A 15,319-nucleotide genomic window follows, 5' to 3' on the forward strand; every position below is an offset into this window, starting at 1 on the left:
TCAACCTCCTACGGTCCAGCGGGCATAGGCGCCCCAGAACCAGTCAAACTTTGCCGCAAAGGATACAAAGACCACCCAGACCAATGAGAATGGCAGGAAGACCTTCCAGCCCAGGCGCATCAATTGGTCATAGCGGTAGCGCGGCGTGATCGCCTTGACCATCGCGAAAAGGAAGAAGAAGAAGGCCATCTTGGCCACCATCCAGAGCGCGCCATCCGGCAGGCCCGGGATCGGTGACAGCCAGCCGCCAAAGAACAGCAGCGTGGTCAGCGCGCACATCAGGAAAATCGCGATGTATTCGCCGGCCATGAAGAGCAGAAAGGGCGTGGACGAATACTCAACCTGATACCCCGCGACCAGTTCTGATTCAGCTTCGGGAAGGTCAAAAGGCGGACGATTGGTTTCGGCTAGACAGCTGATAAAGAACAGAAAAACCATCGGGAAATGTGGCAACCAATACCATGAGAAAAACCCGTAAGCCCCATCTTGTGCTGCGACAATACCACCAAAGTTCATCGACCCCGTCGAGATGATCACCCCAATAATGATCAACCCCAGTGAGACCTCATAAGAAATCATTTGCGCGGCCGATCGCAACGACCCCAGGAAGGCATATTTGGAGTTGGACGCCCAGCCCCCCATGATCACGCCATAAACCTCAAGCGATGAGATCGCGAAAACAAAGAGGATCGCCACGTTGATGTCACTGAGCACCCATGTTTCATTAAACGGGATCACGGCCCATGCGATCAGTGCCAGCACAAAAGACGCCATGGGCGCGAGCATAAATACCGTTTTGTCCGCGCCGGCCGGCACCACGACCTCTTTGACCACATATTTCAGCGCATCGGCCACCGTCTGAAGCAAGCCAAAGGCCCCCACCACGTTTGGGCCACGTCGCATCTGAACCGCAGCCCAGATTTTCCGGTCTCCGTACACCAGAAAAAGCAGCGAGATCATGACGAAGGCAACAACCGCAAGCACCTGCGCCAGGATCAGAATGGCGATGCCGCCGGGAGTGGTAAAAAAATCAGCCATAGGTCCTCACACCGTCGGTATTCCTGTTTTCCATTGGGCGGCCACAACAGCTTTCATACCATGTGGCGCTGGCCCATCAGGCAGGGTTGGCGAGTTTGTGTAAACAGCATCTGTCGCCCACACGCCACCCTCTTGGGTCACTTTTGTTTGCAATTGCCCCGTAATTTCCGGTCGAATGTTCCGCGTAACTGGTGGCGAAACTGATGCAGCACGGTGCCTTTGATTTCTTCTGGTGAAAATCCTGGCTTTGCATTTCATGATTTTCGCCGGTCCCAAAAAATATGCAGCGCGGTTTACATTGCTGCATCCGTAAGGCGGGGTGTTTGGCGCAAGGGGTATGATGGAGCTCTGCGTCATTCGGCGGCAATCGCCTGTTCCCGGCGCGCCTTCGCATTGGACGACAGTTGAGCCATCAACTGGCTGGCACGGGCAATCGGGTTAGTCAGATAAAAATCCTTGATTGCAAATGACACATCCGCAGCGCCGAGCGGACCTGTCGCCATGGGCCGCCATTCATTTTCCGGCACATCGTCGATCTTGGCGAGATGCGGCACAGATTTCACCAAAGCCTGTCGCAGTTGCGCAATACTGTCATAGGGCAATTGCATTCCCATTTCAGCCGAAAGCGCACGCAGGATCGCCCAGTTTTCCTTGGCTTCCCCCGGCGCAAAGCCCGCGCGCAGTGCCAATTGGGGCCGACCTTCGGTGTTCACAAACAGGCCGGGTTCTTCGGTATAGGCCGCCCCGGGTAAGATGATATCAGCCCTGTGTGCACCACGGTCTCCATGGCTGCCCTGATATATCACTGTCGGCCCCGCAGGGATGTCGATCTCATCCGCCCCGAGGTTGTAAATCACTTCCGACTGCGTCACGGCATCCATGCCACCGTCGTTGACTGCACCGATATCCATCGCACCCACCCGCGAGGCGGCTGTATGCAAAACCAGAAGCTTGCCTTCGGTCTTCGCAGTTACATCCATTGCGGCGGCAAGCACAGCCTCACCGTCAGCCCCCATCAGAGCTCCTTGTCCGATGATTACAAGCGAGGGCACTTCTTTAATGCCGCCGAAGTCATGCGCCTGAAGATCCGCGAGCGCCTTGCGGTCCGTGCCCATGTGCACGTGCTCGTATGTCAGGTCCGCCGCCTCACCGATCAGTGCGATATTGGCGCCATGAGTCCAAGCCTTGCGGATACGCGCATTCAGCACCGGCGCTTCAATGGCCGGGTTTGTGCCGATCAGCATGATGTAACGCGCCTCGTCGATATCCTCGATCGCGGCGTTTCCGACATAGCCAGATCGGTTGCCTGCGGGGAGCTTGGCGCCATCAGTGCGGCACTCCACAATCCCGCCCTGACCCTCGATCAGCTCCTTCAGCGCGAAGGCTGCCTCGACTGGCGCCAGATCCCCCACAAGCCCGCCGACCCGCTTGCCATTCATTGCCGACGCTGCCGCTGACAACGCCTCGGGCCAAGTGGCTGGTCGCAGCTTGCCATTCTCGCGGATGTAGGGTTTGTCCAAACGCTGCCGGCGCAACCCATCCCAAACAAAACGCGTCTTGTCCGAAATCCATTCTTCGTTCACGCCGTCATGGTTGCGCGGCAGAAACCGCATGACTTCACGCCCCTTGGTATCCACGCGAATGTTGGACCCAAGCGCATCCATGACATCGATGCTTTCGGTCTTGGTCAGTTCCCAAGGCCGCGCCGTAAAGGCGTAAGGCTTTGAAACCAGAGCACCCACGGGGCAAAGATCAATGATGTTGCCCTGGAGGTTGGAATTCAACGTTTCACCCAAATAGGACGTGATCTCGGCATCCTCGCCACGACCCGTCTGGCCCATCTGGTGAATGCCCGCGACTTCGGTGGTAAAACGCACGCAGCGCGTGCAAGAAATGCAACGGGTCATATGGGTCTCGACCAACGGACCCAGATCAAGGTCTTCTGTGGCGCGCTTGGGTTCGCGGTAACGGCTGAAATCCACGCCATAAGCCATTGCCTGATCCTGCAAATCACACTCACCGCCCTGATCGCAAATCGGACAATCCAGCGGATGATTTATCAGCAGGAATTCCATAACCCCCTCGCGGGCCTTCTTGACCATGGGCGAGTTGGTTTTCACCACCGGTGGCTGACCTTCCGGCCCGGGGCGCAGGTCCTTGACCTGCATGGCACAGGAAGCTGCCGGTTTTGGCGGGCCGCCGACCACTTCGACCAGACACATGCGGCAATTACCCGCGATGGTCAGACGTTCGTGGTAACAAAAGCGCGGGATTTCGATGCCCGCCTCTTCGCAAGCCTGGATCAGCGTCATCGCGCCATCCACTTCGATTTCCTGACCATCAATAATGACTTTGCGTAAGTCGCTCATATCATTTGCCTTTGTGTGTCATTGCGCCCGCAGACGCATGTATCATTCTCATTACGCCCAAAGCGTCTCATTCCGCATGTCGCAACAATGCACCAATGGTACTATTACGCTCAATTTCTGATTTTCCCAAAGCGCAATACCCGGCTTCGTCCAGTTCCAGACCTTGCTCTGCCATGTACTGTCGCGCCCGCGCCCGCAAGCGGTCTTTTTCCACATCCGACTCCACATGCGCGTCAATTTCCGCCTTGGTATACCCCATGGCCATGGCCTGATTGTTCAGGTCCTGCAATGCGCCCAGTGCTTTGAACACACGCGGTGAAATGTTGGGACAATTCTTGCGGATCTGATCTGCCAGACCGATCACAAACAACCCATCATCAATGGATTTCACCTCTCTGAGCGGTGCGATATCCGCACTCAGACCTGTTGCGGACATCACCCCGGCAAGACAAATTGCGATAACCTTGAAACTCATTTTTTACACTCCTACGCGGAGCAAAAAGCTCCAACCATGTAAAATCAGGTCAACCGGTTGCTGTTGATATGCAATATCAGGCCAGCTTGCCGGGCTTAGAGTTTTATGGACAGTGTCGCAAGTCACTGTGGGCAGGCTCCTTGCAGAGTCAGTGTGTCATTGGTGATGGGCATCACCTCATCAGGATCATCTGGTCCCACGACCCATTCAATGGCGGAAGATCCGTATTCATTGACGCAAAATACCGTTGCTTCGTAGCGCGCGGCTTCTTTGGCACCAAGAAGGGACGCAGAAACAGGAGCCGCTGTCACTTGGAACTCGTGACGGGCGTCCAGACCATCGATGTCTGTTTTGTAAAATTGACCGTCAAAAGAGATCTTTTCCGCCTCATTGCTGCACGCGGCCAGCATGAACCCCAGAACCAATATACCAAAACGCGATGTCATCCTGCCTACTCCGCCGCAACCGGGGCGCAACGGTTGTCGCGCCACTGGCTTGCTTCATTCAAATACGACCACCCAAAAGCGTGATCGCTGTCTCCGTGCGTTTTAAGATGCTCCAGCCGCGCCAAGGCTTCGTCCAGCGTTGGTTTATGGCCGATCGGCACCCACCACATCACGAAATGCATCGCGCCGAGCACTTCAAACCATTCTTGGCGACGCGCATAAAATTGCTTGTGGATCGTCCCCCAAACGAATTTCTCCAGCGTCTCGACACTTTCCCAGACTGTCAGGTTCGAGACATAAAGCGGATCACCATCAATGGCGTTCTCCGTATTGCCCGTCCCCGGCTCGCCGGAGCCTTCCATCATCCATACGAACCCCGGCATCCGCTTGCCGAGGCCGTTGATGCGGTCGAGATTCTCCATGAACTCCGCGACGCGCGGGTCATCAGTGGGGGCGGCGAGGCGTCCGACGTTGAGTTCAGCGAGGTGGTATACATCAGACATATCTTACTCTTCCCATCCGTAAACAACCTACCGTTTCGTTTTTCAAAGTGATTCTTCTCTCAGAAGAACACAAGCTACTGAGAGCAAAGGTCCCTGGTTTCTACCTAACCGGAATAGGTTGGTCATCCCGTACCAGCTTTCTGTGCTGTTACTTCGTAGAGCTGAAAAGTCTATCAATTCGATCATCCGATACCCCACTAAATATGGCTACAGAAACACATAGGCAATCGCCACAAGCACCAACACCGAAACAAACCCAAGCCAACGGGTCTTAGAGCTCCCCTGTTGGCAAGTTTTTCTGGTGCGTCCATCATCTTCATAGCAGTGCTCGTCCCGCCCACGATCCAGCTTTATCCATCTCTGGCATGCTACGCAAAATCGTGGTGTAGCCATCGTGTAAACAAGATTAGTCAATCCAGCTACTCCGCCGCCACAGCGCTTACGCGCCCCGTGCGCTTGTGTTTAATCCGATCCTCAATCTCATCGCGGAAATGCCGGATCAGCCCCTGTATCGGCCAAGCCGCGGCATCGCCGAGCGCGCAGATCGTGTGACCCTCGACCTGTTTGGTCACATCGAGCAGCATGTCGATCTCTTCGGGTTCGGCCTCGCCGGTGACCAGTCGGTCCATCACGCGCATCATCCAGCCCGTGCCTTCACGACAGGGCGTGCATTGCCCGCAGCTTTCATGTTTGTAGAACTTTGAGAGCCGCCAGATCGCCTTGATCACGTCAGTGGATTGATCCATCACAATCACCGCCGCCGTTCCGAGGCCGGAGCGTTGTTCGCGCAGGTAGTCGAAATCCATGATCGCGTCTTTCATCTGCGCGCCCGGGATCATCGGCACCGACGATCCACCGGGGATTACGGCCTTGAGGTTATCCCACCCACCCCGGATACCGCCGCAATGGGTTTCGATCAGCTCTTCAAAGGTGATCGACATCGCCTCTTCGACCACGCAAGGGTTGTTTACATGCCCCGAAATCGCGAACAATTTCGTGCCTGCATTGTTAGGACGACCAAAGCCTGCAAACCATTCCGGCCCGCGCCGCAGGATCGTCGGCACCACCGCAATCGATTCCACATTATTGACTGTCGTCGGGCAGCCATAAAGACCCGCGCCTGCCGGGAACGGCGGCTTCATGCGCGGCATGCCCTTTTTGCCCTCAAGGCTTTCCAGAAGCGCTGTTTCTTCGCCACAGATGTATGCACCTGCGCCGTGGTGCAGATAAACATCGAAATCCCATCCCGATCCGCAGGCGTTTTTACCAATAAGCCCCGCGTCATAGGCCTCATCAATGGCAGCCTGCAGCGCCTCTTTCTCGCGAATGTATTCACCACGAATATAGATGTAGCAAGCATGCGCATTCATCGCGAATGACGCGATCAAACACCCCTCCACCAATGTGTGGGGATCATGGCGCATGATCTCGCGATCTTTGCAGGTGCCGGGCTCAGATTCATCCGCGTTCACGACCAAGTAAGCCGGGCGACCATCGCTCTCCTTGGGCATGAAAGACCACTTCAGGCCGGTCGGAAAGCCCGCACCGCCGCGCCCCCGTAAACCAGACGCTTTCATCTGATCCACGATCCAGTCGCGACCCTTCTTGATGATCCCCGCCGTGCCATCCCAATGGCCCCGCGCCTGCGCCCCCTTCAGCGTGCGATCGTGCATGCCGTAGATGTTGGTAAAGATGCGATCCTTGTCCTGAAGCATGACGCTCCCCTTTTACTCACTATCGCGCGCAGCATTGCGCGCGCGCCGTATTTGTAAAGACACCATCAGGGCCCAAAACAGCCCCGCAAGTGCCGCAAAATCAAAAAGAAATGCATAACGCCCGGGCAGGCCCAACATCGGGCCGATCCACAAGGCCAAGAGCCACAAAACCATCGTGCCCACAATAACCATGCTGACAAGCCGCCCTTTGGCAGCTAACACCGCGTCCTGCGGTTTGCTCTGTTGATTTTGCGCACTCATTGCGGTTTCCCGCCCTTCTATCAGCTCTTACGTTTCTTCTTCGAAAACTCGGTTTCGCCACCGCCGGCAAGTGTTTTTGCCTGCCCTACCCAGTCGTCTCGTTCGATCCGGCCTTTGAAGCGCAGGCGTTCGTCTACCCAGGCGATATCTTTCTTTTTCAACCCGGCAACCTGATCGAAATGCCAGATGCCAAGGCCATTCAATGTTTCTTCGAGCTTGGGGCCTACGCCACTGATCAGCTTCAAATCATCCGCGCCGCCCTCACGCGCTGCGTCTGAAAGTCCTGTAGGACGCCCGTCTGGCGCCGCAGCTTTTGGCTCCGCCTTTTTGGGCGCGGCTTTTTTCGGCGCTGCCTTTTTAGGGGCCGGCTTCGGGGCATCCGCCTTCACAGGCTCGGCAGTTGGTGTTGCCGCAGTGGCAACCGGTGCGGAAGCCGCTGCTGGTTTCACAGCAACAGGCGCATCCGTATCGGCCATGTTCGCCGCAATCTCACCCGGCATAGGCAACGGACGGGTCATGATCCAACTTATCAAAAGTCCGACAACGCCAAAGACAACCGCGCCAACAAAGGCGCCTTGCATGAAACCCCAACCACCAAGCAACCACAGTAAAATCGTTGCCAGCGCGCCGACGGCCATTGCCACCAGCCAACTGCCAAGAGCCATTCCAATCGTACCTTTGTCGTTATACATCTGTGTCTCACTTTCCGGTTGTTCGCGTGTCCTGCAACAACGTTAACCAATTTTCCGTGCTTTAAACAACTTATGTATCTTTCGCCTGCTCAAGCGCTTTTGCTTGGCCCACCCAATCATCCCGTTCAATCCGGCCTTTGAAGCGCAGGCGCTCATCCACCCAGGCAATATCTTCTGGCGTCAACCCTGCGACCTGATCGTAGTGCCAGATGCCAAGGCTGTTGAGGGTCTGCTCAAGCTTCGGACCCACGCCGCTGATCCGTTTCAAATCGTCGGGACCATCTGCGCGCGCAGCATCTGACAATGCAGAAGGACGCACCTCAGATGCGGCTGGTTTGGGGGCTGCTTTTGGCGCTGCGGTTTTCTTGGGTGCATTCTTGTTGGCAGGTTTGCCTTGCCATGGCGTAATCAAGGGCACTTCCGTGCCGTCAATGCGTTTTACCGTATCGCCAAGATCCACCGCCAGCTGCGCGGAGGCATTGTATTGCGTCTTGCCGCTGTCGTATTCCGTCAGCGACGTCAGCCCTTTGAGTGGTTCCGCCGCGTAGCGCCCGTTTTGCGGCCCCGGCACCGGCACTTTCCCCGCCGCCAGTTCATCAATGATCTCGCCCATGCGCGCGGCGGTCAGGTCCTCGTAATAATCCTTGCCGATCTGCGCCATCGGGGCGTTTGAACATGACCCCAGACACTCAACCTCTTCCCACGAAAAATTACCATCCGCTGAGAGCGCATGCGGTTCTGAGGCGATCTTCTCCTGACACACGGCCACCAGATCTTCCGCGCCGCAGATCATGCAGGAAGTCGTGCCGCATACTTGAATATGTGCAATGGCCCCAACTGGTTGCAGCTGGAACATGAAATAAAACGTCGCCACTTCAAGTGCGCGGATATAGCTCAAGCCGAGCATCCCGGCGACATGTTCAATGGCAGGACGGCTCAGCCAGCCCTCTTGCTCCTGTGCGCGCCAAAGTAGCGGAATGATTGCAGAGGCTTGACGCCCTTCGGGATACTTTGTGATCTGTCCGTCGGCCCAGGCCTGATTGTCGGACGTAAAGGCAAAGCTATCAGGTTGGTCAGGGTGAAGACGTCGAAGCATTAGGTATACCCGTTGAATTTAATGATATCGCGAACGCAGTGCTCACAAACGAACGCCGCTCCGACAGAACCAAGCACATCGCAGTGCAACAGATCACTCACCGGTCAATCTCCCCAAACACCACATCCATGGTGCCGATGATCGCGGCAACATCCGCCAGTTGGTGACCGCGTGACATGTAGTCCATGGCTTGCAGGTGCAGAAAGCCGGGCGCGCGAATTTTGGCGCGATAGGGTTTGTTGGTGCCATCCGCCACTAGATAGACGCCGAATTCGCCCTTCGGGGCTTCGACGGCGCAGTAGACTTCGCCCGCGGGCACGTGAAACCCTTCGGTGTAGAGTTTGAAGTGGTGGATCAGGCTCTCCATCGAGGTTTTCATATCTGAACGCGAAGGTGGCGTGATCTTGCCCCGCGCCAGAATATCACCCTGACCCTCCGGCGCGCGCAATTTCTCAATCGCCTGATGGATGATCAGGAGCGACTGGCGCATCTCTTCCATGCGGACCAGATAGCGATCATAACAATCGCCGTTCTTGCCCACTGGAATCTGGAATTCGAATTCATCATAACATTCATAGGGTTGCGCGCGGCGCAAATCCCAAGCAAGGCCGGAGCCACGCACCATGACGCCGGAGAACCCGTATTCCAGTATGTCCTCTTCGGTCACCACGCCAATATCGGCGTTGCGCTGTTTAAAGATGCGGTTTTCGGTCAGCAGCCCATCGATGTCCGCAATCACGCGCGGGAATTCATTGGCCCAGACCTCCATATCATCCAGCAACCCGTCGGGCAGGTCCTGATGAACGCCACCGGGGCGGAAATAGGCTGCGTGCAAACGCGCGCCGCAGGCGCGTTCATAAAACACCATCAGCTTTTCGCGTTCCTCAAAGCCCCAGAGCGGCGGGGTCAGCGCGCCGACATCCATGGCTTGGGTGGTGATGTTGAGGATATGGTTCAGCACCCGGCCGATTTCGCAGAACAAGACGCGGATGAGGCTGGCGCGGCGCGGCACCTCGACGCCCGTCAGCTTTTCAATGGCCAGACACCAGGCGTGTTCCTGATTCATTGGAGCCACATAATCGAGCCGGTCAAAGTACGGCAGGTTCTGCAGGTAGGTCCGGCTCTCCATCAGCTTTTCGGTACCACGGTGCAGCAAGCCGATATGCGGATCGCAACGCTCTACGATCTCACCATCCAACTCCAGCACGAGCCGCAGCACGCCATGCGCTGCCGGATGCTGTGGCCCGAAGTTGATGTTGAAGTTACGGATCTTCTGTTCGCCGGTCAGGGCGTCTTCAAAACCTTTGGAGCCGTCCATCATAGTCTGTACACCTCGGCAATCCTCATGGATGGCGTGCGTCTTCTAAAAACCCAAGCCAATGTATATCGCATCAAAAAAGCGACCGAGAAAAACAGTGCCAGTCCTAGCGACGTCGTTGGCACCGCGATTTCCCACAATTCATTATGGAACTTTTCGATGCAGGCAAGCACTTCGTGTGGGACAATCCTAGAGCTAAGCCCATCGTGACAAGCCCACAAATCGGAGTAGATCCATCCCATCAGCGCTTCTCCAATTCTTGCAGCTTTAGGCCCATCCACCATAGCAGAGCAATCGTGCCCAGCGGGATCAGACAGGCCGCCGCCCAGTATTTATTGATGCCAAAGAATGGCAGCAGCTTGATCATCGGGATTGCCGTTGCCGCGGATAGGATCAGCCACCAGATGCCACCCATTACTTGGCCTCCGCCTTCTCGTCTTTTTTCTCGTCACCCGGCAGGATGTATTCCGCGCCTTCCCAAGGGGACATAAAATCGAACTGGCGATATTCTTGCACGAGGCTCACGGGTTCATACACCACGCGTTTTTGTGCCTCGTCATAGCGCACTTCGGTATAGCCCGTGGTTGGGAAATCCTTGCGCAGCGGATGGCCGCGAAAGCCATAATCGGTGAGGATGCGGCGCAGGTCCGGGTGGCCGGAAAACAGGATACCGAACATGTCAAAGACTTCGCGCTCAAACCAATTGGCGGACGGATGCACAGCGTTGATCGACGGTACCATCTGATCTTCGCGAACGCCGACGCGCAGGCGAATGCGGTGGTTTTGATACATTGACAAGAAGTGATAGACGATGTCGAACCGCTTGGCGCGACCCGCATAATCCACAGCGGTAATGTCCACGAGGGACGAAAAGCGGCAGGTCGGGTCGGTTTTCAGGAACTCCACCAGTCCAGCGATATTTGAAGGCGTTACATCGAGGTTCAGCTCACCATGGGTTACATCCCATGCCAGCACGCAATCCGCGCGTTTGGCCTCGATGTAGCCGCCAAGTTCGGTCAGGGCTTCAGACATTGCGACGTCTCCTCAGCGAACGGTTTTCTGAAAACGCCCAATCATCGGACGATTGTGCCGGTGCGGCGGATTTTGCGTTGAAGCTGCATGATGCCATAAAGCAGAGCCTCAGCCGTCGGCGGGCAGCCCGGCACATAGACGTCTACCGGAACGATGCGATCACAGCCACGCACCACCGAATAAGAGTAATGATAGTAGCCCCCACCGTTGGCGCAGGATCCCATCGAAATGACATAACGCGGCTCCGGCATCTGATCATAAACCTTGCGGAGTGCGGGTGCCATTTTGTTGGTCAGCGTACCGGCCACGATCATCAAATCAGACTGGCGCGGGCTGGCCCGTGGTGCTGTTCCAAAACGCTCCATGTCATAGCGCGGCATCGCCGTGTGCATCATCTCAACGGCGCAACAGGCCAATCCGAATGTCATCCAGTGCAGCGAACCCGTGCGCGCCCAGTTGATGATGTCCTCGGTCGAGGTCAGCAGGAACCCCTTATCTTGCAATTCACGGTTGAGATCCTGCGTTGCAACCTCACGATCGGCACCTGCGATTGCGGCTCCTGCAGCGGCTACTGCCATTCCAGCGCTCCTTTTTTCCACTCATAGGCAAACCCGATGGTCAGCACGGCCAGAAACACCATCATTGACCAGAAGCCGACCATGGAAATATCCTGAAAGGCGACGGCCCATGGGAACAGGAAGGCGATCTCAAGGTCAAAGATGATGAAGAGGATCGACACCAGGTAAAACCGCACGTCGAATTTCATCCGCGCATCGTCAAAAGCATTGAACCCGCACTCATAGGCGGAGACCTTTTCAGGGTCAGGATTGCGCACGGCCAAAATGACGGCCGCGAGGATCAAAACAAGCCCTAAGCCAATGGCCACAGCCAGAAAAACAAGAATGGGAAGGTATTCCCGCAGCATATCGTCCAAGGGGTGGCTCCTTTAGGTCTGCTTGCCCACGCAAACGGTCGCGCGGCCCCGCGGCGAACAGGGCTGGTAGATGTGTACGCCTGTGCATGGGCAGGGTCAACGGTTGCGCATGTGTTTTAGGCAGCCAACACTCGGAAAATGCCGCAAAATTGCTCGGATTTTATGTGATGCGAATTTACCATTGTATGATGTCCGTTACTGTCGGATGTGGTTAAGCTCAAACGATCGCTGATTAAGCAATCACTCCGTCTGGTCGGTAGTTTCCAGAGCGAAACGGACTTCATCAATCATCCCCTAAAGCGCGGCACGTCGACAAATGGCGTTAAAGCGTTGTCATCACAGTGTTTGATGACACTTATGGCAGTCCGGTTGCAGATTTTGTGGGAAGAACCGGGCACAGCAGAAATTTTCTCACCCAAGGCTTAAACTTAGGGGCCTGATTTTGAGACGCGGAACAGCACCGAGGGGCGCAAGTAAGCCAGTTTCAAACCAACCCCAGCGTGTTGCCAAACCCGGCGTGGCAGATCATCGCACCTTGCAAAATCGGCGCATTATGGCACGCTATCGCGGTTTTTGTGCAGGAGTTCGCCTAAAACGGCGGATCCATACGCCTTTGTGATCTAAAACGTTAAAAGAGGCGTATTAGTAATTGTACCTGCTGTAAATAAATGACGCAGGACCAATCTGATCCAGGGAAAAGGACATAAAATGAACAGACGTTTTGCACTCAAAGCGACACTCGCCGCTACTGCACTCGCCGCTTTGACAGCCTGCGCGCCCGCCCAGAAGGGCAGCGACATCGTCGATATCGCCGCATCCAACGGCAACTTCAACACCCTCGTGGCCGCCGTTCAGGCCGCTGGATTAGAGGACACATTGCGCAGTCCTGGACCATTCACCGTTTTCGCGCCGACCGACGCAGCATTTGCCGCTTTGCCTGCGGGCACCGTTGAAAGCCTGCTCCTGCCGGAAAACAAAGACCAATTGGTCAGCATTTTGACGTATCATGTGCTGCCGGGTTCCGTGCAATCCGGTGATGTTTTGGGTTCCGTCACCAATGTGGCCACTGTGCAAGGGCAAACGGTGCGCGTGGACGGAACCGGAAGCAAGCTCGGACCAGCAGTCAAGGTCAATGACGCCAATGTCACGACAGCAGACATTCTGGCAACCAACGGAGTCATCCATGTGATCGACAAGGTACTATTGCCGAACTAAAGCTGCCGTCTGAAAGCAACCTAAGCCAATTGCTTCGCCACTTTCCGGTGGCGGAGCTTTTGTTTGTTACCCGGATGCCAAGGCGCCCAGAAAAGAAAGTGCGGCAATACTTGGCCCTGGTTTGGTAAGTAATACTTGTTCGTGCTTGTTGACCAGTATCCCTTGACAGGTGGTACCGTGGTGGTTCCGCCACATTCATCGCTTGAGGACTTGGATCGGTTTGTCCAAGACGTAAACTTTGGACCCTCGGACATGTCGGCGCCAGTTTCGCACGAACTCATTGGATCTAGCGCGGTTAGCAGATTTTAGCGCATCAGATGCTGCTGTTTACAATGTTTCAACACGTTGCTGACCAGCAAAATTTCCTGTGCGTGCCGTACCGCCCTGAAACCTGCGCGCATCGTTTCCGCGTTTTGACGGCGTTCTGAAAGGGATTTGAAACTCACGGATATACGGCACCAAAACGTTGAGTGCGGCGTGATCAAGAGGCAGAAAACCGCACTAACCGACGACGGATGCCCGCATGGCAATTAAGACCCTGCGGGCGGAATTCTCTGGCATCATTGGGCTTTGGACAAAATCTGCACAGACTATTTCTCCCTATTGCAGGTGGACCGCACGCGGCAGCCATCTTCTGATCGCTTGCAGAGCCGTGCAGCCGTCTGCCTCTAAATTCGACACAGTGAAGCGAAATCGCATATTGGTTGCCTGGCGGGCCAGGTCGTTTCTTTTAATGAGGATTAGAATCGCAATTGTCGTCCTGAGGTTTCAGAACTGTGAGGCCCGCGTGCGCCAGCACCCCGACCTTTTCACCGTCATTATCTTTCGCCAGTAACCGGCGAAGCACTGGCTCTCTCATGTCTGAAATGTTTTTTTTTGTTTTGCGATCAAGTTTGTTAAGGGCATCGCCAGTCCCAAAAAGACGATAGATGGACTTACAAATGAAGTTCCAAAAATGGTCAAAATTGTTGATTATCATCTTGTCCCTTGTTTTGACCGGGTAATGGTAAGGCGCGTAGACCCGTTGACTGGGAATAGATGCTAGCGACCGCTTAAGCATTTAGAGTGCGTTCTCTGCCAGTAACGTTCCCCGTGCGTCCGTTGAGGTGCTTGCGACAAACCTTGCGATGACAGGCCTTGGGTCTTCGCCCTCGAGTAAAGAGGACCAAACCGCAAGGGTTACAAACAAGCTCATTCTGGCAGTGGCGCTTGTCTAAAAGACGAGCTGCTTTCGCGCCTCGTCGTTCTTGGAACAACCCATTGCTGCCGAAAGTATTGATCAGGGGACCAATCTGCCTTGAGACGATCGGGCGAGCCAGAAGGTCCAACTACATTGAGGCACGTTCGGCCTGCTAACTACCTGCAGCCGTATTGCCAGAATGAGCGCCGCTAGTTCCCAGCTGCTTCTGATACATCAAGTCTGACACGCTCAAACAAACGCCCTTGAGCCGCACCTGACGATGAGGCCGCGAAACATTCAGGTATTTCTGGTCTTTCGCGCGGATTGGGTCGCCCACAGAAAGCTTGCGATATAGACAAGCGTCAAAAACACGAGCGTCGCCCAAAGATACATGAGCAAGGCCGCGATCAAAACACCTGCACCAAGCATGAAAAACTTGGTATTGCGCCGATCAATAGCCAAATTCTTGAACGAATAGGTCGGAATTCGGCTGATCATCAACAAACCCACGAGACAAATGTATATCACCACTGCCGCCGGAGGCGTTGTCGGAAAATCCTCGAACGCGAGCGCAAAAATCAACGGCAGCATAACAAGAATTGCGCCCGCTGGGGAGGGGACGCCAACAAAAAAGTCACTTGTCTGAACCGCCTTTTCCGATCGGCTGCTGACGTTGAAGCGGGCCAATCGCAAGACGCAGCAAATGGCGTAGCAAAGAACTGCAATCCACCCTTCATTTCGGAAATCCTGCAAAGCCCAATTGTGCAGAATGAGCACAGGGGCCACGCCGAAGTTCAAAAAATCTGCAAGCGAATCCAATTCAGCTCCGAACGGGGTGGCGCTGTTCATCAAGCGTGCCAAGCGTCCATCCAGGCAATCCAGAACGCAGGCCGCCAGGATCAATTTCACCGCCATGTCGAAATTGCCCTCATAGCCGAACCGGATGGCGGTGAGACCCGCGCAAATCGCCGCTATCGTGAGCATATTCGGCAACAGATTGAGGACGCGGACCTTGGTTTCCTTTTCCGGTGGAAGTACTGACATG

At 55.3% G+C, this 15,319-nt stretch carries 16 protein-coding genes; 1 reads left to right on the forward strand and 15 read right to left on the reverse strand.

The features are described 5' to 3' along the window. The 14 genes from nuoH to R8G34_05285 all read right to left on the reverse strand — a co-directional run bounded on the left by nuoH (position 1) and on the right by R8G34_05285 (position 11,879). Positions 1–1,038 carry an NADH-quinone oxidoreductase subunit NuoH gene (gene nuoH, locus R8G34_05220; protein MDW3222278.1) on the reverse strand — a complete coding sequence of 346 codons (1,038 nt, stop codon included), beginning with the start codon at positions 1,036–1,038 and terminating at the stop codon, positions 1–3. Between the two features lie 353 nt (positions 1,039–1,391). Further along, complete coding sequence (nuoG, locus tag R8G34_05225; protein MDW3222279.1) at positions 1,392–3,407, reverse strand: NADH-quinone oxidoreductase subunit NuoG; 2,016 nt, start codon at positions 3,405–3,407, stop codon at positions 1,392–1,394. 67 nt (positions 3,408–3,474) lie between these two features. After that, entirely contained in the window at positions 3,475–3,882 is a 408-nt protein-coding gene (locus R8G34_05230) for a DUF5333 domain-containing protein (GenBank protein MDW3222280.1), read from the reverse strand. A gap of 122 nt (positions 3,883–4,004) precedes the next feature. Further along, positions 4,005–4,328, reverse strand: a complete 324-nt coding sequence (locus tag R8G34_05235) for a hypothetical protein (protein MDW3222281.1) — start codon at positions 4,326–4,328, stop codon at positions 4,005–4,007. A gap of 5 nt (positions 4,329–4,333) precedes the next feature. Continuing rightward, positions 4,334–4,831: a DUF3291 domain-containing protein gene (locus R8G34_05240; GenBank protein ID MDW3222282.1), complete on the reverse strand. Its 498-nt coding sequence runs from the start codon at positions 4,829–4,831 to the stop codon at positions 4,334–4,336. A gap of 419 nt (positions 4,832–5,250) precedes the next feature. Further along, positions 5,251–6,546 carry an NADH-quinone oxidoreductase subunit NuoF gene (nuoF, locus tag R8G34_05245; protein ID MDW3222283.1) on the reverse strand — a complete coding sequence of 432 codons (1,296 nt, stop codon included), beginning with the start codon at positions 6,544–6,546 and terminating at the stop codon, positions 5,251–5,253. A 12-nt stretch (positions 6,547–6,558) separates the two neighbouring features. Then, the gene (locus tag R8G34_05250; protein ID MDW3222284.1) at positions 6,559–6,807 is read right to left on the reverse strand and encodes a DUF5337 domain-containing protein; all 249 of its coding nucleotides are present in this window, start codon (positions 6,805–6,807) and stop codon (positions 6,559–6,561) included. A gap of 20 nt (positions 6,808–6,827) precedes the next feature. Beyond that, positions 6,828–7,499 carry a hypothetical protein gene (locus R8G34_05255; GenBank protein ID MDW3222285.1) on the reverse strand — a complete coding sequence of 224 codons (672 nt, stop codon included), beginning with the start codon at positions 7,497–7,499 and terminating at the stop codon, positions 6,828–6,830. Positions 7,500–7,569: 70 nt separating this feature from the next. After that, a complete protein-coding gene (gene nuoE, locus R8G34_05260; protein MDW3222286.1) occupies positions 7,570–8,595 on the reverse strand; it encodes an NADH-quinone oxidoreductase subunit NuoE in 1,026 nt (341 codons plus the stop codon). A 97-nt stretch (positions 8,596–8,692) separates the two neighbouring features. Further along, positions 8,693–9,913: an NADH-quinone oxidoreductase subunit D gene (locus R8G34_05265; protein ID MDW3222287.1), complete on the reverse strand. Its 1,221-nt coding sequence runs from the start codon at positions 9,911–9,913 to the stop codon at positions 8,693–8,695. 241 nt (positions 9,914–10,154) lie between these two features. Beyond that, positions 10,155–10,328 (reverse strand): hypothetical protein, encoded by a 174-nt coding sequence (locus R8G34_05270; GenBank protein ID MDW3222288.1) that lies wholly within the window; start codon positions 10,326–10,328, stop codon positions 10,155–10,157. Further along, entirely contained in the window at positions 10,328–10,945 is a 618-nt protein-coding gene (locus tag R8G34_05275; protein MDW3222289.1) for an NADH-quinone oxidoreductase subunit C, read from the reverse strand. Before R8G34_05275 ends, R8G34_05270 begins: the two co-directional genes overlap by 1 nt. A 41-nt stretch (positions 10,946–10,986) precedes the next feature. Further along, on the reverse strand, positions 10,987–11,523 hold the full coding sequence (locus R8G34_05280) for an NADH-quinone oxidoreductase subunit B family protein (protein MDW3222290.1): 537 nt from the start codon (positions 11,521–11,523) through the stop codon (positions 10,987–10,989). Then, positions 11,514–11,879 (reverse strand): NADH-quinone oxidoreductase subunit A, encoded by a 366-nt coding sequence (locus R8G34_05285; protein ID MDW3222291.1) that lies wholly within the window; start codon positions 11,877–11,879, stop codon positions 11,514–11,516. The genes R8G34_05280 and R8G34_05285 overlap by 10 nt, the downstream gene beginning before the upstream one ends. A 708-nt stretch (positions 11,880–12,587) precedes the next feature. On the opposite strand from R8G34_05285, the gene R8G34_05290 reads away from it, so the two are divergent. After that, positions 12,588–13,094, forward strand: a complete 507-nt coding sequence (locus R8G34_05290) for a fasciclin domain-containing protein (protein MDW3222292.1) — start codon at positions 12,588–12,590, stop codon at positions 13,092–13,094. Positions 13,095–14,571: 1,477 nt separating this feature from the next. Here R8G34_05290 and pssA read toward each other — a convergent pair. After that, positions 14,572–15,318, reverse strand: a complete 747-nt coding sequence (gene pssA, locus R8G34_05295; protein MDW3222293.1) for a CDP-diacylglycerol--serine O-phosphatidyltransferase — start codon at positions 15,316–15,318, stop codon at positions 14,572–14,574. Position 15,319: the final 1 nt, after the last annotated feature.

It is taken from the genome of Paracoccaceae bacterium (genome assembly GCA_033344815.1).
Classification (GTDB): domain Bacteria; phylum Pseudomonadota; class Alphaproteobacteria; order Rhodobacterales; family Rhodobacteraceae; genus Roseobacter.